General features: G+C 63.4%; 20 protein-coding genes and 1 tRNA gene. 9 read left to right on the top strand and 12 right to left on the bottom strand.

Annotated features, from left to right (window positions below; all coding sequences use genetic code 11):
• Window positions 1-85: 85 nt before the first annotated feature.
• The 8 genes from U5822_RS02295 to U5822_RS02330 form a co-directional block, all read right to left on the bottom strand.
• Window positions 86-2,281 (bottom strand): TRAP transporter permease, encoded by a 2,196-nt coding sequence (locus U5822_RS02295; RefSeq protein ID WP_322854002.1) that lies wholly within the window; start codon window positions 2,279-2,281, stop codon window positions 86-88.
• Between the two features lie 88 nt (window positions 2,282-2,369).
• A complete protein-coding gene (locus tag U5822_RS02300; RefSeq protein ID WP_322854003.1) occupies window positions 2,370-3,350 on the bottom strand; it encodes a TAXI family TRAP transporter solute-binding subunit in 981 nt (326 codons plus the stop codon).
• Between the two features lie 249 nt (window positions 3,351-3,599).
• Window positions 3,600-4,025, bottom strand: a complete 426-nt coding sequence (locus U5822_RS02305; RefSeq protein WP_322854004.1) for a secondary thiamine-phosphate synthase enzyme YjbQ — start codon at window positions 4,023-4,025, stop codon at window positions 3,600-3,602.
• A 13-nt stretch (window positions 4,026-4,038) separates the two neighbouring features.
• Window positions 4,039-5,106 (bottom strand): succinylglutamate desuccinylase/aspartoacylase family protein, encoded by a 1,068-nt coding sequence (locus U5822_RS02310; RefSeq protein ID WP_322854005.1) that lies wholly within the window; start codon window positions 5,104-5,106, stop codon window positions 4,039-4,041.
• A 1-nt stretch (window position 5,107) separates the two neighbouring features.
• The gene (rimK, locus tag U5822_RS02315) at window positions 5,108-6,016 is read right to left on the bottom strand and encodes a 30S ribosomal protein S6--L-glutamate ligase (protein ID WP_322854006.1); all 909 of its coding nucleotides are present in this window, start codon (window positions 6,014-6,016) and stop codon (window positions 5,108-5,110) included.
• The gene (locus U5822_RS02320) at window positions 6,013-6,510 is read right to left on the bottom strand and encodes an ATP-dependent zinc protease family protein (RefSeq protein WP_322854007.1); all 498 of its coding nucleotides are present in this window, start codon (window positions 6,508-6,510) and stop codon (window positions 6,013-6,015) included. Before U5822_RS02320 ends, rimK begins: the two co-directional genes overlap by 4 nt.
• Window positions 6,491-7,351, bottom strand: a complete 861-nt coding sequence (locus U5822_RS02325; protein ID WP_425258692.1) for a mechanosensitive ion channel family protein — start codon at window positions 7,349-7,351, stop codon at window positions 6,491-6,493. Before U5822_RS02325 ends, U5822_RS02320 begins: the two co-directional genes overlap by 20 nt.
• A 49-nt stretch (window positions 7,352-7,400) precedes the next feature.
• Window positions 7,401-8,210 carry a hypothetical protein gene (locus U5822_RS02330; RefSeq protein ID WP_322854009.1) on the bottom strand — a complete coding sequence of 270 codons (810 nt, stop codon included), beginning with the start codon at window positions 8,208-8,210 and terminating at the stop codon, window positions 7,401-7,403.
• 155 nt (window positions 8,211-8,365) lie between these two features.
• Between U5822_RS02330 and phrB the strand changes: the two genes are divergently transcribed.
• A complete protein-coding gene (phrB, locus tag U5822_RS02335) occupies window positions 8,366-9,766 on the top strand; it encodes a deoxyribodipyrimidine photo-lyase (protein ID WP_322854010.1) in 1,401 nt (466 codons plus the stop codon).
• A gap of 127 nt (window positions 9,767-9,893) precedes the next feature.
• Here the strand turns inward: phrB and U5822_RS02340 are convergent, their stop codons facing one another.
• From U5822_RS02340 to hemA, 4 genes are read right to left on the bottom strand one after another with little or no spacing between them, the layout of a single operon-like run.
• Window positions 9,894-10,649 carry a HesA/MoeB/ThiF family protein gene (locus U5822_RS02340; protein WP_322854011.1) on the bottom strand — a complete coding sequence of 252 codons (756 nt, stop codon included), beginning with the start codon at window positions 10,647-10,649 and terminating at the stop codon, window positions 9,894-9,896.
• Window positions 10,639-11,541, bottom strand: a complete 903-nt coding sequence (gene prmC / locus U5822_RS02345) for a peptide chain release factor N(5)-glutamine methyltransferase (protein ID WP_322854012.1) — start codon at window positions 11,539-11,541, stop codon at window positions 10,639-10,641. The genes U5822_RS02340 and prmC overlap by 11 nt, the downstream gene beginning before the upstream one ends.
• Window positions 11,531-12,619, bottom strand: a complete 1,089-nt coding sequence (gene prfA, locus U5822_RS02350; RefSeq protein ID WP_322854013.1) for a peptide chain release factor 1 — start codon at window positions 12,617-12,619, stop codon at window positions 11,531-11,533. The genes prmC and prfA overlap by 11 nt, the downstream gene beginning before the upstream one ends.
• Complete coding sequence (hemA, locus tag U5822_RS02355) at window positions 12,616-13,905, bottom strand: glutamyl-tRNA reductase (RefSeq protein WP_322854014.1); 1,290 nt, start codon at window positions 13,903-13,905, stop codon at window positions 12,616-12,618. The genes prfA and hemA overlap by 4 nt, the downstream gene beginning before the upstream one ends.
• Before the next feature lie 246 nt (window positions 13,906-14,151).
• Here hemA and U5822_RS02360 point away from each other — a divergent pair, with 246 nt between their 5' ends.
• The 8 genes from U5822_RS02360 to ychF all read left to right on the top strand — a co-directional run bounded on the left by U5822_RS02360 (window position 14,152) and on the right by ychF (window position 21,099).
• Window positions 14,152-15,897: a tetratricopeptide repeat protein gene (locus tag U5822_RS02360; RefSeq protein ID WP_322854015.1), complete on the top strand. Its 1,746-nt coding sequence runs from the start codon at window positions 14,152-14,154 to the stop codon at window positions 15,895-15,897.
• Entirely contained in the window at window positions 15,897-16,538 is a 642-nt protein-coding gene (lolB, locus tag U5822_RS02365) for a lipoprotein insertase outer membrane protein LolB (RefSeq protein WP_322854016.1), read from the top strand. Before U5822_RS02360 ends, lolB begins: the two co-directional genes overlap by 1 nt.
• Window positions 16,535-17,398 carry a 4-(cytidine 5'-diphospho)-2-C-methyl-D-erythritol kinase gene (gene ispE / locus U5822_RS02370; RefSeq protein ID WP_322854017.1) on the top strand — a complete coding sequence of 288 codons (864 nt, stop codon included), beginning with the start codon at window positions 16,535-16,537 and terminating at the stop codon, window positions 17,396-17,398. Before lolB ends, ispE begins: the two co-directional genes overlap by 4 nt.
• Window positions 17,399-17,417: 19 nt before the next feature.
• Window positions 17,418-17,492, top strand: a tRNA-Gln gene (locus tag U5822_RS02375).
• A gap of 52 nt (window positions 17,493-17,544) precedes the next feature.
• A complete protein-coding gene (locus U5822_RS02380; protein WP_322854018.1) occupies window positions 17,545-18,495 on the top strand; it encodes a ribose-phosphate pyrophosphokinase in 951 nt (316 codons plus the stop codon).
• A gap of 169 nt (window positions 18,496-18,664) precedes the next feature.
• Window positions 18,665-19,312 carry a 50S ribosomal protein L25/general stress protein Ctc gene (locus tag U5822_RS02385; protein WP_322854019.1) on the top strand — a complete coding sequence of 216 codons (648 nt, stop codon included), beginning with the start codon at window positions 18,665-18,667 and terminating at the stop codon, window positions 19,310-19,312.
• Between the two features lie 21 nt (window positions 19,313-19,333).
• Window positions 19,334-19,924, top strand: coding sequence for an aminoacyl-tRNA hydrolase (gene pth / locus U5822_RS02390; protein ID WP_322854020.1), 591 nt, complete (start codon window positions 19,334-19,336; stop codon window positions 19,922-19,924).
• An 83-nt stretch (window positions 19,925-20,007) separates the two neighbouring features.
• Window positions 20,008-21,099: a redox-regulated ATPase YchF gene (ychF, locus tag U5822_RS02395; protein WP_322854021.1), complete on the top strand. Its 1,092-nt coding sequence runs from the start codon at window positions 20,008-20,010 to the stop codon at window positions 21,097-21,099.
• Window positions 21,100-21,107: the final 8 nt, after the last annotated feature.

Below are 21,107 nucleotides of genomic sequence, written 5' to 3' on the forward strand. Positions count from 1 at the left end.
TCCTGCAAAAACCGCTAGAGTAGCGTCCGGGTTCGGACGGGACAACCGCCATGCCGCGGCCGTCCCGTCCGTACCGGACCGGCGCTTAGGCCGTGGCCACTTTGCCAGCCCGCTGGCGCTGCATCAGGAACGCCACCACCACCAGCATGAAGCCGGCGAAGTCGGTCCAGATACCACCCTCGATCATCAGCACGGCCGCGACGATCAGCAGGATGCGGGTGAGCCAGGGTGCCGACACCCGGGCGAACCAGCCCAGCACGCCCGCCGACAGGATGTAGACCCCGAAGGTGGCGGTGATCAGTGCCCGCGCGACTTCAAACCAGCCCGCTTCCATCAGCAGTGCATCGTTGTAGAAGAACATGAACGGCACGATGAAGGCGGCAATGCCGATGCGGAACGAGGCCACCGAGGTTTCCATGGCATTGGCTCCGGAGATACCCGCTGCTGCGTAGGAGGCCAGTGCCACCGGCGGCGTGATGGCGGACACCACGGCAAAGTAGAACACGAAGAAGTGCGCGGTCAGCGGCTCGATGCCCAGCTGCACCAGACCCGGCGCCACCACCGAGGCGGCCACCGCATAGGCAGCCGTGGTCGGCATGCCCATACCCAACAGAATCGAGATGAACATGGCGAACACCAGTGCCAGCAGATGGCTGGTGGCGGCCACGTCAAGCAGCAGCACCGAGAAGCGCGCGCCCACACCGGTCAGGGAGATAACCCCGACGATCACCCCGGCCGCGGCACAGACCACGATGATCTGGATCGCCATGTAGGAGGCAATTTCCAGGGCCCGGAGGATGGCGGCAATGCCCATCTTGTTCGGGGAGATCCAGCTCACCACGGCGGCGGAGACGGTCGCCAGGGTGCCGGCGCGAATCACCGAGTAGCCCTGGAACAGCGCCACGATCAGGATCACGATGGGCACGAACAGATAGGCCTGTTTGATCAGGCGCTTCAGGTTCGGCAGCTCGTCCTCGCGCATACCGCGCATGCCCAGTTTCTTGGCCTCGAAGTCGACCATGAAATAGACCGAGGCGAAGTACAGGATCGCCGGAATGATCGCGGCGATGGCGATCTCGGTGTAGGGAATGCCGGTGATCTCGGCCATGATGAAGGCGCCGGCGCCCATGATCGGCGGCATGATCTGGCCACCGGTGGAGGCGGCGGCCTCGACCGCGCCAGCGGACTTCTTGCTGTAGCCCACCCGCTTCATCAGCGGAATGGTCAGGGAGCCGGTGGACACCACGTTTCCGGCACTGGTGCCGTTGATCATGCCCATCAGGCCGGAGGCAAAGATGGACACCTTGGCCGGACCACCCCGGGACCGACCGGCGGCGGCAAAGGCAAAGTTGACGAAGTAATCACCCACCTTGGACGCCTGCAGGAAGGCGGCAAAGATGATGAACAGAATGATGTAGGTGGACGACACCGCGGTGGTCGGCCCCAGGATACCGGCATCGGTGTAGACCTGACTGAAGAAGCGCTGGATCGACAGGCCCGGATAGCCGAGGAAGCCCGGCAGATAGGGGCCGGCAAACACGTAGGCCAGGAACACCAGGCCAATGACGACCAGGGCCATACCGGCAACCCGGCGGGTCAGTTCCATGATCAGGGCGGTGCCGGCAATGGCGGCGAAGGAAATACCGATCGGCGCAAAGGAGGTGCCGGTCGACATGCGCATGGCGGTGTTGTAGACCACCAGGAAGTAGCCGGCCACGGCCAGGGAGCAGACGATCAGCACCAGGTCCGGCAGGCTGAAGCGGGACCGCTCACGCTGATGAAACCAGGTCATGACAATACCCACGCCGGTGGCCGCCAGCAGGGGCCAGCCGTAGTGCCAGGTTTCCAGCTCGACCGGGATCCGCATCGCGCCGCCCTGCACCATCAGGTAGAAGTTGACGGTCTGGTAGAGCGTGTACAGGGCCGGCAGCATGGCGATTCCGGCAATCCAGGTGGTCCAGCGATGACGCGCGGGGCCCTCCTCGGCGGACACAAAACGGGCGCCGGCAAACAGAATGAAGCCCAGCACCAGGGCGCCGGCAATGTGGACAATCCGGAACGACCAGGTCTCCAGCGGTGCCACGTTCAGGGTGTACAGGTGGAAGGCCGAGTAGGCGATCGCCAGCAAGGTGACGAACTTCAGGAGGCCGCCTTGAAACAGCCGGCGGTTGGCCTCAACCGGCTCCTCGTCCACATCGTGGGCCAGCATGTGATCGTCTTCCGGCACCGTGCCGGCAGCCGATTGGGAGGCGCCGTCTTTGGGGTATTGTTCTGTGGTCATGATAAGCCCTGCTTACTGAAAGAGCGGTGTCGACGCGGGGTCGACGACTGCAGGAAGGGCCGCCGGGGCGACCCTTCCACTAGCTTGGTTACTGTTTGATCATGCTGTCTTCGATCGGGTAACCGTTCTCGTTGAACCAGCGAGCCGCACCCGGGTGCCAGGGCAGCACGTTGTTCTTGCTGTAGTTCTCCGGCACCGAGTTGCGCGCCGCCTTGTGGATGGAGACCATCTTGTCGTTGTTCTCCATGGTGAGCTTGGTGATTTCGTACACGAAGCTCTCCGGCATGTCGCAGTTCACCATCGCGAAGTTCCACATGGAGACCACGCGGGACGGCTCGTTCAGGGACTGGTAGGTCGCGGCCGGAATAATGAACTCGGAGACCGGGAAGTTGTCGGTGATGGTCTTGGCCTCGGCGTCGGTCATGCCGATGATGTTCACGTCGGTCTGCACTTCCAGCTGGCTCACCGCCGGAATCGGGATACCGGCCGCAAACGCGACCACGTCGATCAGACCGTCCTGGAGCTGACCACCCAGGTCCGACCAGCTGCCGTTACGACGCTCGAAGTTCACACCCAGGGTTTCCATCATGCGCGGGAAGTAGGTGTCGGAGGTGGAACCGGCCGGGCCGAAGCCAATGGTGGCGCCATCGGGAATGTCGGCGATCGAGGTGATACCGGAGCTGGACAGCGCGGTCACCGAGAAGGGTGTCTCGTACATCGGGAACATGGCGCAGACGTTGTCCATGGCCATGCCGGGTGCGAGCGGGCTCTTGCCTTCCATGGATTCCCGGGCCGGGCCCATGGTGGTCAGGCCGAATTTCAAGTCACCGGTGTGCACCAGGGCCATGTTCTGCATCGGACCACCGGTGATTTCGGCACCGCCGGATACGCCCAGGTTCTCGGCCACAAAGTTGGCCCAACCGGAGCCATAGGCGAAGTAGGTGCCACCCTGGCTGGCGGTGCCCACGGTAAAGCTGTCCGGCCAGTCGGACCGGTCCTGGGCAGAGGCTGGGTTGGCAACGATGAGAGTGGAGGCAAAGGCTGCCGCCATCACGGCTTGAGTTTTCATAGAGGATGCTCCCCGTTTCGTTTTTGATTGTTCGATGCGTCACGGAGTTGTGAACCCCGATGACCGTCATTGAGCAAGGAGCAGACCAACTTAATAAAATTGTTTTAAATCAGTGCCTTTTGTTCAGAGCCCTGCTATTCCCGCTCAAAAATGGGTGAACTCCCACCCATTCACTGCAGACAATGGGTGGAAGCTCACACTCAGTGTAGACGGAAGCGGGAATTCCAGCGGAAAAGCAAAAACAGGGACTTACCAGCGCCCTTGCAGGGTCGCCACCAGCCGACGGCCGCTGGCGTGGTCGCGATGCTCGCACAGATAGATGCCCTGCCAGGTACCGAGGGCCAGGCGGCCGTGGCTTACCGGCAGGGTCAGGGAGGGCCCGATCAGCACGCTTTTGATGTGGGCCGGCATGTCGTCCGGGCCCTCCATCACGTGGGCGTAGTGAGGCGCATTTTCCGGCACCATGACGTTGAAGTGGCGCTCCAGATCACCGCGCACGTCCGGGTCGGCGTTTTCATTGACCGCCAGCGACGCCGAGGTGTGCTGGATGAACAGGTGCAGCAGCCCCACTTCGCAATGGCTCAGATCCGGCGCCTGGGCCAGCACCTCGTTGGTGACCAGGTGGAAGCCCCGGGGCAGCGGCGCCAGCTCGATGAAGGTCTGATCCCAGATCATGGCTGGCCTCCGGTCATTTTGGGTTCTCGTCCCAAGGGTGCACCGGCAGGACATCGTCGGCCAGGTCAGATTCGTAGCTGCTGCGGAAGTGCTTCATGGCAGCTTCCGCTTCGCTCAACTCATCGAACCGGGCAATGTGGTAGATCGCCTCGCCCTCGTTGACCAGCGGCAGGTTGTTCACGCAGATGACGATGCCGGAACAGGGCGATAGCACCGCGCTCTCGGATTCGCCGAAGGGGTCGGCCACCATCGCCAGTTTCTGTCCCTTGCGCACCCGCTGCCCGAGCCTGGCCACCGGGCGCATGATGCCGTCCATGTCGGTCCGCACCCACTGGGAGTTGGCGGCGGTCTCGGAACGGGACTTGGGCGCCATGGGGCCTTTCTTGGCCGGAATCATCTCCAGGGCCCGCATTACCCGGACCACCCCTTTCACCCCACTGGAAATCACCACCTCGTCGAAGCGCAGGGCCTCGCCGCCCTCGAAGGTGATGACCGGAATGTCCTGGGAGTCGGCGTAGGCCCGCAGGCTGCCTTCCCGCAGGCTGGCGTTGATGATGATGGGTGCACCAAAGGCCTCGGCCATGCGGGTGGTTTCCGGGTTTTTCAGCTCGGCCCGGATCTGCGGCAGGTTGAAGCGATGAATGGCTCCGGTGTGCAGGTCAATGATGTGGGACACGTTCTCCATGATCTGAGAGCGCAGCAGGTAGGCGATGCGTCCTCCCAGGGAGCCGGTCTCGGTGCCCGGGAAACAGCGGTTGAGGTCGCGCCGGTCCGGCAGGTACCGGGTCCGCTGGACAAAACCGAAGATGTTGACGATCGGTACCGCCACCAGGGTGCCACGCAGGTGCCGCAGGGCGGAGTTCTTGAGCACCCGGCGGACTATCTCGACACCGTTGATTTCGTCGCCGTGGATCGCCCCGCACACCATCAGCACCGGGCCCGCACGACGGCCATGCACCACCTCCACCGGAATGTGCAGGGGGGTGTGGGTGTACAGCTTGGCCACGGGGATTTCCACCGTGCGCCGGGTGCCGGCGCGAACCTCGTAATCGCCAATAACAAAGGGAGCCCGTGCCGCCATCTCAGCCGCCTCCCCCTTTGGTGCGGGTTTTCCAGGGTTTCTGGTTCTTTTCGGTCCAGTTGATGATCATGCCGGCGATATTCTTGCCGGTGGCATTCTCGATGCCTTCCAGGCCCGGCGAGGAGTTCACTTCCATCACCAGCGGACCACGGCTGGAGCGCAGCAGGTCCACGCCGGCCACGTTCAGGCCCATGGCCTTGGCGGCGGCGATAGCGGTGCGCCGCTCCTGGGGTGTGATGCGCACCAGCGAGGCGCTGCCGCCCCGGTGCAGGTTGGAGCGAAATTCCCCTTCCGCACCCTGGCGCTTCATGGCGGCGATCACCTTGTCACCGATGACGAAGCAGCGGATATCGGCGCCGCCGGCTTCCTTGATGAACTCCTGCACCAGAATGTCCGCTTTCAGGCCCATGAACGCCTCGATCACACTCTCGGCAGCCTTGCGGGTCTCCGCCAGCACCACGCCGATGCCCTGGGTGCCCTGCAGCAGTTTGATCACCACCGGCGCACCGCCCACCATCTTCAGCAGCTCCGGGACGTTGTCCGGCTTGTTGGCAAAGCCGGTGACCGGCATGCCCACGCCCTTGCGGGCCAGCAGCTGCAGCGAGCGCAGCTTGTCCCGGGACCGGGTGATGGCCACCGACTCGTTCAGGGGAAACACCCCCATCATTTCAAACTGACGCAATACCGCGGTGCCGTAGAAGGTGACCGAGGCGCCGATGCGGGGAATGACCACGTCGTACTCTTCCAGCACCTCTTCGTGGTAATGGATCTGGGGCTTGGCCGAGGTAATGTTCATGGAACAGTGCAGGCAATCGATGACCCGCACCTCGTGGCCTCGGTTCAGCCCCTCCTCCACCAGCCGACGGGTGGAGTACAGGTTCTTGTTACGGGATAACACCGCAATTCTCATGTTTCAGTCCTTAGGGCCGGTTCGCCGGCAAGATAGGAAGCTTCGGGATAGACAAGGGCACGTCCGGACATGGCGGTGCGTCCCAGCAGCATGCGAAAGCGCATGGAGTCCCGATTGGTCAGGGTCATTTCAATGGGCCAGCTCTGGTCACCGACCACCAGGGTGGTCTCAATCACCAGACGCAGTTCTTTGTGGCCGCCGGAGTCGGACACCTCGCGCTCATCCAGCACCCGGGCGTCGCACTCCACCACCTGATGCATGTCGTTCTGGATCGGGTGCACCCAGAACCGGACCCGGCGCTCACCGTCCTCGGTGTAGGGCTCGGTGCGAAAGGTGTGCAGGCAGGAGGTGCGGGCACCGGTATCCACCTTGGCCTTGATGCGGCCGATATCGAGGTCCGGCAGCGCCACCCACTCCCGCCAGCCCAGCCCAGCCTTGTTGTCGTTGGGTTTGGGCGCAATGGGTTTGATCACTTCAACGGTCTTGGTCGACATCCACGGATTCCTTGTTGGCAATGGTTTCTGGGCCCAGCAACTGCACGCGGAAGGGCTCGGAATGGCTTCCGGCATAAATACTGGTATGGGGGAAGGGAATCTCGATGCCTTCGCGATCGAGCGCCTTCTTGATTCCGACCATGATGCCGCTCCGACCATCCAGCACTTTGTCCTTGGGCACCCAGAAAGAGAACTGCAGGTCCACGGACGAGGGCCCAAAAGCCGTCACCAACACAAACGGCTTGGGCTCTTCCAGGCACACCGGGTTCTGCTCAGCCAGACCCAGCAACAGCTTCTCGACCCGCTCCACATCTTCAGCGTAGGCAATACCCACGGTCAGGTCGAGTCGGCGGATCGGGAACCGGGACCGGTTCACCACCCGGGTCTTGATCAGGGTTTCATTGGGTATACGCACGTACAGGTTGTCCGGCGTTCGCAGTTTCACGCTCAGCATGTCGATGCCGATCACCTCACCAATGGTGGCGTCCACCTCGATCACATCGCCAATTTCGAAGGGTTTCTCCACCAGCAGGAACAGCCCGCTGATCATGTTCGACGCCGAGGTCTGGGACGCAAAACCGATGGCCACGGTCAGGATACCGGCGGCGCCCAGCACCACCTCAAGCGAAAACCCGGCTTCCCGCAGCGCCGCCATGGCGAACAACAGGACAATCAGGTAGAACACCAGCCGGCGGACCATCACCGTGTGATGGCGGGTACTGCGCTGGGCCATGAACTTGGCCGCACTGCGCCCGGCAAAGGAGCCCAGCACCAGGCCCAGGACCAACAGGAACAGCGAGCTGAACCAGGTACCCCAGGCTATGTCTGTCACTACCGACATGACGCCGGCCTGTATCTGTTCAAGCAAACCTTGTACTCCCTAGCGGGGGTTATCCAAAAATGCGATCGAAGGCGCGCACCAGTCGACCCCGGGCCATTTCTTCCCGGGCCGGACCCACGCGCTGACAGACGCCCGCCGCCGGCAACAGCTTGGTGTCGACATTCAGGCTGGCAGAATTCATCTCGGTCTCGCACACCACAGTGACTCCCGGGGTCCACAACTGGCCACGGTCGTTCAGGTGCAGCGACAGCAGCGGGGTCGGCAGACTGAACCGCTCCAGCAGCAGCGGTTCCTCGCGCCGGTTGACGATGGTCACCGGGGTCACGGCCCGCCAGGGCCGCTTGGGCACCGCTTCCAGCACCAGACGGGCGAAACTGGACGAGGAATAACACAGCTCCCCCTCCATGGTGTTGCGACCGACCCAAGTCAGCGACGGCGTCCCCAAGGGAATCTCCGTCAGTACGGACTGACTTTCGCCCACACACACCTTCATCCATACCACCGTGCCCACGTAGATCACGCAACGGCCGCCGGCGGGGATGGTGACCGGGTGATAGGGACGGATAACGGTGGGCAAGGAGGCGACAGCCGGTATGAAGGTGACCGTCTCGGATTCGCCACTGCGGATAAAACGCTGCAGCTGCACGTCGGCCGAAGGCAGGGTATGGCCAATGCTCTGGCTCCAGGTGACCGGATCGGTATCGGCGCCCAGGGTCTGGGAGCGGACCTGCCACTCCTGGTCCAGCAGAGTGACCCACAGCCGGACCTGACCAAGCTCGTGATACTGGGTCTGGCCCGAAGCCAGGGTATAGGGCAAGGCCCAGACACCGTCGTCACGGCCGGCGCTTTCGGAATCCATAGTCGCCACACATCTCCTGTCAGTCACTGGGGCGGATTGAACTTACTATAATCCAATCATGGCACCTCAGCGAATATCCAAGTCTGTGATTTTATTGAGACACTGGCATGTATTTACCCCTATGCCAACACGCCTAACGGGATACAGGATTTGCAATGACACAGCTCGTCTGGTTCCGCAACGACCTGCGGGTCGCCGATAACGCCGCCCTCACCGCCGCCTGCAAGGCCGATGACCCGGTTCACGCCTGCTTCGTGGTCACCCCGGAGCAATGGCAGGAACACGACTGGTCCCCGGCCCGGGTGCAGTTTGTCATCGCCCACGCCAATGCCCTGGCCGAGGACCTGGCGAAGCTGGGCATCCCCATGACCTTCCTCCAGGCCAGGCGCTTCGACGACAGCCTCGAGCCACTGACCCAGCTGTGCCGGGACCAGAACATCGCCCGGGTACACTTCAACGAGGAGTACGGGGTGAACGAGCGCCGGCGGGACAAGGCGCTGAAACAGAAACTGGACGACCTGGACATCGAGACCTGCAAATACCGGGACCAGACGGTGGCGCCGGTGGGCGACATCCTGACCCAGCAGGGCGAGCCCTACTCGGTCTTCACCCCCTTCTCCCGGCGCTGGCGCAGCTGGGTCGACGAAACCCAGCCGACCCCCTTCCCGATTCCCAAGGCCATTGCCGACCCGGTCAAACCCGCGCGCCTGGATGAGATTCCCGACGCGTTCCGCGACGCTCCACCGGCGCTGGTGGAGACCGGCGAAGACGCCGCCCACCACCAACTGGAGGCGTTCCTCAGCGAGCGCGCCGGCGCGTACAAGGACGACCGGGACTTCCCGGCCCTGGATGGCACCAGCCAGCTCTCCCCCTACCTGGCGAACGGCGTGCTGTCAGGGCGCCAATGCCTGCTGGCCGCCCGACAGGCCCAGGGCATGGGCGGTAACCAGGACGGTCTGACCACCTGGATCAGCGAAATTGCCTGGCGCGATTTTTACGTCAACATCCTCTACCACTACCCCCGGGTCAGTATGCACCGGGCGTTCAAACCGGAAACCGAGTCCCTGGCCTGGAACCCGCCAGGCGAGCAGTTCGAGGCCTGGAAAGAAGGCCGCACCGGCATTCCCATCGTCGATGCCGCCATGCGCCAGCTCAACGAGACCGGCTGGATGCACAACCGCCTGCGCATGGTCACCGCGATGTTCCTGACCAAGAACCTGTTCATCGACTGGCGCCTGGGCGAAGCCTACTTCATGTCGAAACTGGTGGACGGCTACCTGGCGTCCAACAACGGCGGCTGGCAGTGGAGCGCGTCCACCGGCACCGACGCCGCGCCCTACTTCCGGGTGTTCAACCCGGTAACCCAGAGCGAACGCTTCGACCCCAAGGGCGAGTTCGTGCGCCACTGGGTGCCGGAGCTGGCCAAACTCGACGCCAAGCGCATTCACGACCCGAGCAAAGGCGGCGTGATTCCCGGGGGCTATCCACGGCCCATCGTGGATTTGAAGGAGAGTCGAAAGGAGGCGATCGCCAAGTTTCAGGCGCTGAAGGACTGACGCCGACTTTGGTGCAGCAGCGGCCTGGTAGGGCCTTCCAAAACACGCTGTAAATACATCCCTGTACGCTCGGCTCCGCCATCCATGGCTCCGCACGGTTTTGGAAGGCCCTACCAGTCCACTGCGATCAGGCTCGGGTCGTTCCGCACACCGGACATTCCGGGTCCCGGGCCAGCTTCATTTCCCGCCAGGCCATCTGCCAGGCGTCGAGAATCAGCAGCCGGCCGACCAGCGGCTCGCCCACGCCGGAAATGAGTTTGATGGCTTCCATGGCCTGGGCCGAGCCGATCAGGCCCACCAGGGGCGCGATGACGCCGGCCTCGGAACAGGTCAGGTCCTCGTTGCCCTGCTCCGGATACAGGCAGTGGTAGCAGGGACTGAGGTCATTGCGGCTGTCGTACACCGAGAGCTGGCCCTCGCCGCGGATGGCGGCGCCGGAAACCAGTGGCACCTTCGACGCCACGCAGGCCCTACTGACCGCGAACCGGGTATGAAAGTTGTCGCAGCAGTCCACCACCAGACTGGCCTCTTCCACCTGCCGGGTCAGGGCGTCGCCGTCCAGGCGCTGGTTCAGGGCCGTTACCGAAATCAACGGATTCAGGCGTCGGACCCGGTTGGCCAGGGCCTCGGCCTTGGACTGGCCGAGTTCGGACTGTTCAAATCCAATCTGGCGCTGCAGGTTGGCCAGTTCGATGTCATCGTCGTCCACCAGGGTCAGCTGGCCCACACCGGCGGCCCCCAGGTACAGGGCAACCGGGCAGCCCAGGCCGCCCGCGCCGATCACCAGCACCCGGGCCGACTTCAGGGCAGCCTGGCCGGCGACATCGAAACGGGGCATGAGAATCTGGCGGCTGTAGCGCAGCAGCTCGTCATCACTGAGCATCTTGCTCTCCTGTTTTCTGGCCTGGGTTCTGGCCCGATGGACTCGGGCACCCACCCCACTGACCGAGCGTCATCCGGTCCCGGTCGCCATAGTCTTTCCGACTTACCACCGCGCCAAAGCCGCGGGCCTGCAACAAACTGGCCACCGCCGCGGCCTGGTCGTAACCGTGCTCGAGTAGCAACCAGCCACCCTCGGCAAGCCACTGCGGCGCCTGCTCGACAATCAGCCGGATGTCGTCCAGGCCGTCCCGGCCCGACACCAGAGCCGAGGCGGGCTCAAATCGCACATCGCCCTCGCCCAGATGATGGTCATCACTGGCAATATAGGGCGGGTTGGACACGATCAGATCAAATTTTCCCGGTGCCAGGCCGGAAAACCAGGAACTTTGCGCCACCTCGACGGGCAGCCCAAGGGCGCGGGCGTTGCGTCGGGCCAGGGCCACGGCGTCGTCGACGCAGTCGCAGGCACTGACCCGCCAATCCGGTTGCTCGCTGGCCAGGGCCAGGGCAATGGCGCCGGTGCCGGTGCCGAGATCCAGCACCCGGGCCTCCCTCGGCAGCGACAGCGCCAGGGCGGTCTCCACCAGGCACTCGGTGTCGGATCGGGGGATCAGGGTCGACGGACTGACGGCAAGCGGCAGGGACCAGAACTCCTGGTGACCCAACAGGTAGGCGATCGGCTCGCCCTGGGTCCGTTTGGCCACCAGGGTCTCAAACCCGGCAATCTGGTCCGGGGCGAGGACCCGTTCGGGCCAGGCCCGGAAGCTGGTGCGACTCAGGCCGGTGACGTGACTCAGCAGCAATTCGGCATCGAGCCTCGGGCTGTCGCCGGCAATTCGCTGCGCGGCCTGGCGCAGAAGGTGTTCGCAGGTGTCGGCGGGATTAGTGGTCATCGGCGAGCGAGGCCAGCAGCTCGGCCTGATGCTCCTGCTGCAGCGGCACGACCACGGCGTCCAGGTCACCGGACACCACCTCGTCCAGCTTGTACAGGGTCAGGTTGATGCGGTGATCGGTCACCCGCCCCTGGGGGAAGTTGTAGGTGCGGATGCGCTCGGAGCGGTCGCCGCTGCCCACCAGGCTCTTGCGGGTCTCAGCCACGGATTTCTGCTGGCGCTCGAGCTCCGCGTTCTGCAGACGCGACGCCAGGAAACTCAGGGCCTTGGCGCGGTTCTTGTGCTGCGAGCGTTCCTCCTGGCACTCCACCACGATGCCGGTGGGCAGGTGGGTGATGCGGATGGCGGAATCGGTCTTGTTGACGTGCTGGCCGCCGGCGCCGGAGGAGCGGAAGGTGTCGATGCGCAGGTCGGACTTGTTGATCTCCACCGCCTGGGCCTCGTCCGCCTCCGGCATGACCGCCACGGTGCAGGCGGAGGTGTGGATCCGGCCCTGGGATTCGGTTTCCGGCACCCGTTGCACCCGGTGCGCGCCAGACTCGAACTTGAGCGCGCCGTAAACGCCGTCACCCACGACCCGGGCAATCACTTCCTTATAACCACCGTGCTCGCCCTCGCTCTCGCTGACCACCTCCACCTGCCAGCGGCGACGCTCGGCGTAGCGGCTGTACATGCGGAACAGGTCGCCGGCGAAAATGGCGGCCTCGTCACCGCCGGTGCCGGCGCGGATCTCCAGGAACACGCTTTTGCCGTCGTTGGGATCCTTGGGCAGCATCAGGCGCTGCAACTCCTCGTCCAGCTCCTCGTTTTTCTGCCGGGCCGCGGCCAACTCGTCGGCGGCCATTTCCCGCATGTCGGCATCGCTGTCGTTGGCCAGCTCATTGGCCGCGTCGATGTCGTCCAGGGACGCGCGCCAGGCTTCGAAGCAATGCACGATGGGCTCGATTTCGGCGAACTCCCGGGACAGGTCCCGGAACTGATTCTGGTCGGCTATGACGGAGGCGTCGCTGAGCAGCGCGCTGACCTCCTCGAAGCGGTCGGTGAGCTGCTCGAGGCGGGATTGGATCGATGGTTTCATAGTTTTTCCGGGGTGGTCGGCTCGTCGGCCTGCAGAGCGTCCAGCTGGTGCAGTTCACGCAACCACTCGGTGACCTCGGGCCGACCCTCGGTGGTTGCCTTGCGCACCTGCACCGAGGGTTCGTGCAACAGTTTGTTGGTCAGGCCACGGGCCAGGCTGCGCAGCACCGTCTCGGGATCGCCGCCGTTGCGCAGAGTCCGCAGGGCCTTTTCGGTTTCCGCATCGCGCAGAACCTCGGCCCGCTGCCGGAATTGCTTGAGGGTGGACACGGCGTCCAGGGCACGCAACTGGTTCAGGAAATCCTGCACACCGGCAGACACCAGATTCTCGGCCTCCCGGGCGGCGCCCTCGCGGGACCGGATGTTTTCTTCAATCACTTGGCGCAGGTCGTCCACGGTGTAGAGGTATACGTCAGCCAGGGAAGAGACCTCGGGCTCGATGTCCCGGGGTACGGCAATATCGACCATGAAATAGGGCCGGTGCTTGCGCTTTTTCAGGGCCCGCTCAACCGCGCCTTTGCCCAAGATGGGCAGCGGACTGGCGGTGGAGGAAATAACGATATCGACGTCGGCCAGGTGCTCGGGAATCTCCGACAGCAGGATACCCTTGCCGCCGTGGGCACTGGCCAGGGTTTGGGCCCGTTCCAGGGTCCGGTTGGCAACCAGGAAATCCTTCACGCCGGCATCGGCCAGGTGCCGGGCCACCAACTCGATGGTCTTGCCGGCACCAATCAACAGGGCCCGGTTGCGGGCCATGTCGGAGAAGATGTGGTGCGCCATGCTGACGGCCGCGTAGGCAACCGACACCGGGTTCTCACCTATAGCGGTCTGGGTGCGCACCCGCTTGGCCACCGAGAAGGAATGCTCAAACAGTCGGGACAGGAAGGAACCGCTGGCGTCGTTCTCACGGGCCAGGGCGTAGGCGTCCTTGAGCTGGCCCAGGATCTGGGGCTCGCCCAGCACCATGGAGTCGAGGCCCGCGGCCACCCGCATGACATGCCGGACCGCATCGGCATCCCGGTGCACGTACAGGGACTGCTCCAGCTCCGCCGCTTCCAGTTCGTGGAACCCGGCCAGCCAGCGCAGTACCGCCGGGGCGCAGTCGTCGTCGCCGGCCAGGTACAGCTCGGTCCGGTTGCAGGTGGACAGGATGGCGGTTTCGGTGGCACCGGAGGCCACGCGCAGTTCGGCGAAGGCATCCGCCATCCGCTCCGGCGTAAACGCCACGCGTTCACGCAACTCCACGGGAGCCGTGCGGTGATTGATTCCGAGCGTTATCAGTGCCATCTATCCGGTGAACAACCTTTGTGCCAACTGGGGAATATTGCCGCCATTTTAACGGTCAGCGCCCTTCGCTGCCACCCAAACGCCGCGCGCTTCGGCAAGTGCGGACAGGTTGGGCAAGTTCAGACGCTTGTGCCATTATAGGGAACCGGCCGACGCCGGATGCCCAGCCAGCGCCTGATCAGTGCCAGAGCGGCCCAGGCTGGCGACTGTTTTTGATGCGTTGTCGACAGAATCACGGGAAGTTGCATGCACAAATCTGCACCGTTTTTGGTTACCTGCCTGACCAGCCTTACCCTGGTCGGCTGTGCCAGCTTTTCAGGCCCCCAGGAAGCCTCTGACACCGAAGCGCCTGCGCCGGCCAAGGCAGAGCCAAAGCGGGAAGACACCATTCAATACGCGGATTTCGAGCCGGACGTTCTCTATCTATTACTCTCCGGTGAGATTGCGGCGCAACGCGGCCGCTTCGACGTCACCCTGGTCAACTACCTGAAGGCCGCCAAGCAATCCCGGGACGAAGGCGTCATTGAGCGGGCCATGCGCATCGCCCAGTCCCTGAACAGCGACAACGCCCAGCATCAGCTGGCCGAACTCTGGCTTGAGATCGACCCGGACAACCTGCAGGCCCACCGGGTCTCGGCCATCCAGGCGGTCAAGCGCAACCAGCTCGACGTTGCCCTGGGCCACATGGAAAAAATCATGAACCAGGGTGGCGATGCCGACTTCGACAGCCTGGCCGCCATGGCCGGCAACCTGCCGCCGGACCAGCAGCAGGAACTACTGCTTCTATATAGGGAGCTTTCGGAACGCCACCCGGACTCCCCGGAACTGGAATACAGCATCGCCCTGCTGCTGAAAGTCATCGGCGATCCCGGCCAGGCCCTGAATCGCCTGGACCCACTGCTTGAGAAAAACCCCAACTTCCAGCCGGCGATCATTCTCAAGGGCGACCTGCTGTACGAGGGCGGCGCCGAGAAAGAAGCGCTCGACTACCTGATGACCAACACCCGCCGCTTTCCCGCCAATCGGCGCATGGGCACCCTGTATGGCCGCATGCTGATCGGCGAGGGCGAGCTGCAGGCGGCCCAGGACGAATTCAACCGACTGGTCCAGCAGTACCCGAACGCACCCGGGCTGCGGCTGTCCCACGCCCTGGTCGCCCTGGAAAACGGTCAGACCGATCTGGCCGAGGCGGAACTGACCCGCCTGGTGGAACAGGGCCATCACGTGAACGAGGCCAACTATTACCTGGGTCGCATCCAGGACGAGGCCGGCAACACCAACCAGGCCATCGGCTATTATCAGGGCGTCACCCAGGGCAACTACTATTTCCCGGCCCTGGCCCGGACCAGCGCCCTGCTGGCCGAAACCGACCGGCTCGACGAAGCCGTGGCCAACATCCGTACCCTGAAAGACAGCAACCCGGAGCAGGCGGAAAATTTCTGGCTGCTGGAGGTGAACCTGCTGCTGGACCAGGAGCGTGAGGAGGCAGCCCTGGCCACCGCCACCGAAGCCCTGGACGAATACCCGGACAACATCCAGATCCGCTACGCCCGCGCCATGTTGCTGGACACCCTGAGCCAGCCCGGTCGTGCCGAGGAGGACCTCAAGCACATCCTCAATCAGGATCCGGACAACGCCGTCGCCCTCAACGCCCTCGGCTACATCCTGACCACCCGTACCGATCGCCTGCGCGAAGCCCGCGGCTACATCGAGCGGGCCCTGGCACTGGACCCGGAGAACCCGGCCATTCTCGACAGCATGGGCTGGGTCCTGTTCCAGGAAGGGCAGCTGGAGCCGGCGCTGGATTACCTGGGCCGCGCCTGGTCCGCCTACCCGGACCCGGAAGTGGCCGCCCACTACGGCGAGGCCCTGTGGATGAGCGGCGCCGAGGACCAGGCTCGCATCGTCTGGAAAAAGGGCCTGGAACAGGACGCCGACCACGACATCCTGCGGGAGACCATCCTGCGACTGACCGACGACGGTGAGCTTTGATGGCTCCAGTGTTTCGACTCTGGCTCGCCCTGCCCCTCATCGCCCTGCTCGTCGCCTGTACCACCATTCAGGTTGAGCCGCTGCCCGAAGGCATGACCGACCAGCCGCCAGCGAACTGGGCCGCCCGCACCCGCAGCCTGAGCCAGTTCGACCACTGGCGCCTGATGGGCAAGCTGGCGGTGCGCCAGCCCTCCGACAGCGGCACCGCCATCATCAACCACTGGATCCAGCAGGGCGAAGCCTACGACCTGGCGCTGTCCTCATCCTTTCTGGGCATGGGCAGCACCACCCTGAAGGGTGTGCCCGGCTTTATTGAGCTGACCCTGCCGGACGGCGAGACCTACCGTTCGGGCGACCCGGAAGCGCTGGTGCAAGCCGCCACCGGCTGGCAGCTGCCGCTGGACAACCTGATCTGGTGGATTCGCGGGCTCCCGGCCCCCGGCGGCGACTTCCGACTGCTGTTCGACGCCAGCGAGCAACTGGCCATCATCCGCCAGGCCGGCTGGGAGATCCGCTACGACCGCTGGCAGACCTTCCTGCCAGACCAGCCCAGCCTGCCGGCGCGGATCACCGCGCTGAAGGACGACAAACGGGTGCGCCTGGTGGTCAGCCAATGGGACCGGCATGAGGTGACGCCGTGACCGGCAGCCTGACCCTGCCCGCCCCCGCCAAACTGAACCTGTTCCTGCACATTGTTGGTCGCCGCGCCGATGGCTACCACGAGCTGCAGACCCTGTTCCAGTTCCTCGATTACGGCGACGACCTGACCTTCACCTTGACCCCCGATCAGCCGGACATCCGCCTGACCGAATCGATGACCGACGTACCCGATGACGACAACCTGGTGATTCGGGCCGCGCGGGCACTGGCGGCCCGATCCCCGGCGCCCCTGCCCGGGGTTCGGATTGCCATCACCAAGCGCCTGCCCATGGGCGGCGGCCTGGGTGGCGGCAGCTCCAACGCCGCCACCACCCTGCTGGCCCTGAACCACCTGTGGCAACTTGGCCTGTCGGAGGACGAGCTGGCCGAACTGGGGTTGGGCCTGGGCGCCGATGTGCCGGTGTTCGTGCGCGGGCACGCCGCGTTCGGCGAAGGCGTGGGCGAGCGCCTGACTCCGGTCGAGCCTGCCGAGGACTGGTTCCTGGTGCTCAAGCCCGCGTGCAACATCAACACCGGAAAGATTTTTTCCGAGGAAGGGTTGACAAGAAACACCCCGAGAATCACAATAGCGCCCGCTTTTGAGGGAGACGCCTCGAGGTACCGAAACGACTGTGAGGATGTAGTTCGCAAACTGTATCCTGAGGTTAATCAAAGCCTGGAATGGCTTGCACAATTCGGACCTGCAAGATTAACCGGAACCGGGGCTTGCATATTTGGACGTTTCCCGACAGAATCCGCAGCCCGGATTATCTGGGAAAGCAAACCCTCCGGCATCACGGGGTTCGTAGCTAAAGGGGTGAACCATTCACCTCTACATAAAAAGCTGACTGAGCTGAAATGATGCCAAAGAAGCACGATACTGGGGTGTCGCCAAGTGGTAAGGCAACGGGTTTTGATCCCGTCATGCGCAGGTTCGAATCCTGCCACCCCAGCCACCTTTCTCCCGTTTCTTCAGACTCAAACGCCGATATTGAGAAGGATGCCGTCGTGTCCAAACTGATGATTTTTGCTGGCAACGCCAATCCCGACCTTGCCAAAGCCATCGCCCAGAAACTCCACATCCCGATGGGACAGGCCACCGTTGGCCGTTTCAGCGACGGCGAGACGACCGTTGAGATCAACGAGAACGTCCGCGGGCACGATGTGTTCATCATCCAGCCGACCTGCTACCCGACCAACGATAACCTGATGGAACTGATCGTGATGGCCGATGCGCTGCGCCGCGCGTCCGCAACACGAGTAACCGCCGTTATCCCCTATTACGGGTACGCACGCCAGGATCGCCGGGTGCGCTCAACCCGGGTCGCCATCAGCGCCAAGGTCGTGGCTGACATGATTTCCAGCATCGGCGTGGACCGCGTGCTGACCGTTGACCTGCACGCCGACCAGATTCAGGGCTTCTTCGACATCCCGGTGGACAACATCTACGCCACCCCGGTGATGCTGGAAGACATTGAGAAGCAGCGCTTCGAGAACTTTATTGTGGTGTCGCCCGACGTGGGTGGCGTGGTACGAGCCCGCGCCGTCGCCAAGAAACTGGACGACGCCGACCTGGCCATCATCGACAAGCGTCGCCCGAAGGCGAACGTGTCCCAGGTCATGCACATCATCGGTGACGTCAAAGACAAGACCTGCATCCTGGTCGACGACATCATCGACACCGCCGGCACCCTGTGCAAGGCCGCCAATGCCCTGAAAGAGCATGGCGCCGCCCGCGTGGTTGCCTACATCACCCACCCGGTTCTGTCCGGCCCGGCCATTGATAACATCAACGCGTCGGACCTTGACGAGCTTGTGGTGTGCGACACCATTCCGCTGGGTGACAAAGCGAAAAATTGTGATAGAATCCGCGTCCTCAGTATGGCCGGCCTGATGGCCGAATCGATTCGCCGCGTCAGCAACGAGGAATCGATCAGCGCCATGTTCGAGAATGCCTAAGCGGATTTAACGCCATTTCCAACAGGCAAAACAAGCAGTTACCGGGTCGGGAGCCTAATCAGGCTCCCGACTCTTTTAGTCAGTCGGAAAAAAATTCCGGCTTTTCAGAAACATCACCTGATGCAGCGCCTGGTCGCGGGCCCTTCAGGTGACGAGCGAGGTTAATACCATGTCTCAGGATTTTGTAATTGAAGCATTTCCTCGTGACGATCAGGGGAGAGGTGCGAGCCGCCGCCTGCGTCGCGAGGAGCGGAAGATTCCTGCCATCATCTACGGTGGCAACAAGGAAGCTACTCCGATCGCCATCTGGCACAACGAGCTGAAAAAGGCTCTGGAAAACGAAGCTTTCTTCTCCCACATCCTGACCGTTGAGCTGGGCGGCAAGAAAGAAAGCGTGATCCTGAAGGATCTGCAGCGTCACCCGTACAAGCCCATCCTGACCCACGCCGACTTCTTGCGTGTGGACAAGGACCACGAGATCCACGTGAACGTACCGCTGCACTTCATCAACGAAGAATCTGCACCGGCTATCAAACTGCACGGCGGTGTGGCTAACCACCAGGTCAACGAAGTGGAAGTCATCTGTCTGCCGCAGAACCTGCCTGAGTTCATCGAAGTCGACATGACTCCGGTTGAAATGGACCAGGTGGTTCACCTGAGCGACCTGAAACTGCCGGAAGGCGTTCGCGTTGCTGCCCTGCAGCAGGGTGAAGACCACGACCTGCCGGTTGTCGCCATTCACAAGCCGCGCGGCGCCAAGGTCGACGACGCGGAAGAAGGTGAAGAAGGCGAAGAAAACGGCGAAGAGAAGGAGTAAACACTCCGGGGGCAACGGCGAATGGCACAGGATATTGTCATGGTGGTCGGTCTGGGCAACCCAGGCTCTGACTACGAGAATACCCGCCACAACGCCGGCGCCCTGTTCGTCGAAGCGCTGGCCCGCCATGCGGGCCAGACGCTCCGTCCCGAGAAGAAGTACCACGGGCTGTACGCCCGCATTCACTGGCAGGGCCTGGACCTGCACCTACTGAACCCTTCCACGTTCATGAACCGCAGTGGTCTGGCCATCAAGGCCCTGGCGGATTTCTTCAAGATCGCTCCCGAACAGATTCTGGTTGCCCACGACGAGCTCGACCTGCCCCCGGGCACGGCCAAGCTGAAGAAAGGCGGCGGCCACGGCGGCCACAACGGCCTGCGCGACACCATCGTCCATCTCGGCACCAAGGATTTTCAGCGCTTGCGCCTCGGCATCGGCCATCCGGGCGACAGCCGCAAGGTCACCGGCTTCGTGCTCGGCCGACTGGGTAAGCAGGAAACCGAAGAGCTCAACGCCGTGTTCGACGAGGTGATGCGGGTACTGCCAGACGCAGCGGGCGGCAAGCTCGCGGCGGCGATGAACCGCCTGCACAGCTTCAAGCCCACGCCCTGAGCGGGCATTTCCCCTTACTCGCACGGACCGCCAGACACCGGTATAATCCGGCCACATTTTTTCAGTACCAGCAGAGGCATTCCATGGGATTTAACTGCGGCATCGTCGGCCTTCCCAACGTCGGCAAATCCACCCTGTTTAACGCACTGACCAAATCCGGCATCGGCGCGGAAAACTTCCCGTTCTGCACCATCGAGCCGAACGCGGGCGTGGTGGCCATGCCGGACCCTCGCCTGACCAAGCTGGCCGAAATCGTCAAACCGGAGCGGGTGCTGCCCACCACCATGGAATTCGTGGACATCGCCGGTCTGGTGGCCGGCGCGTCCAAGGGCGAAGGCCTGGGCAACCAGTTCCTGGCCAACATCCGCCAGACCGACGCCATCGCCCACGTGGTGCGCTGCTTTGAAGACGGCAACGTGATCCACGTCGCCAACAAGGTCGACCCGGCCTCCGACATCGACGTGATCAATACCGAACTGGCCCTGGCCGACCTGGACACCGTGGAGAAAGCCATCAAGCGCGTGCAGCGCGTGGCCAAGAGCGGCGACAAGGAAGCCAAGGCCCAGCTCGAGATGTTCGAGAAACTGCTGCCAGTGCTGAACGAAGGCAAGCCGGTGCGCAGCATGAACCTGGACAAGGACCAGATGGCCCTGATCCGCGAGCTGTGCCTGCTGACCGTGAAGCCGACCATGTACATCGCCAACGTCAACGAGGACGGCTTCGAGAACAACCCGCACCTGGACACGGTGAGGGAAATCGCCGCCTCCGAGAACGCGGTGGTGGTGCCCATCTGCAACAAGCTGGAAGCCGAGATTTCCGAACTGGAAGACGAAGAGAAATCCATGTTCCTCGACGAGATGGGCATGGAAGAGCCCGGCCTGGACCGGGTCATCCGCGCCGGCTACGGCCTGCTCGGCCTGCAGACCTACTTCACCGCCGGCCCGAAGGAAGTGCGGGCCTGGACCGTGCGCATCGGCGCCACCGCGCCCCAGGCGGCGGGTGTGATCCACACCGACTTCGAGCGCGGCTTCATCCGTGCCGAGATCGTCAGCTACGATGACTACGTGCAATACAACGGCGAAGCCGGCGCCAAGGATGCCGGCAAATGGCGCCTGGAAGGCAAGGACTACATCGTCCAGGACGGCGACGTCATCCACTTCCGCTTCAACGTGTAAGTTTTCCG

This window comes from Marinobacter qingdaonensis (assembly GCF_034555935.1).
GTDB lineage: Bacteria > Pseudomonadota > Gammaproteobacteria > Pseudomonadales > Oleiphilaceae > Marinobacter > Marinobacter qingdaonensis.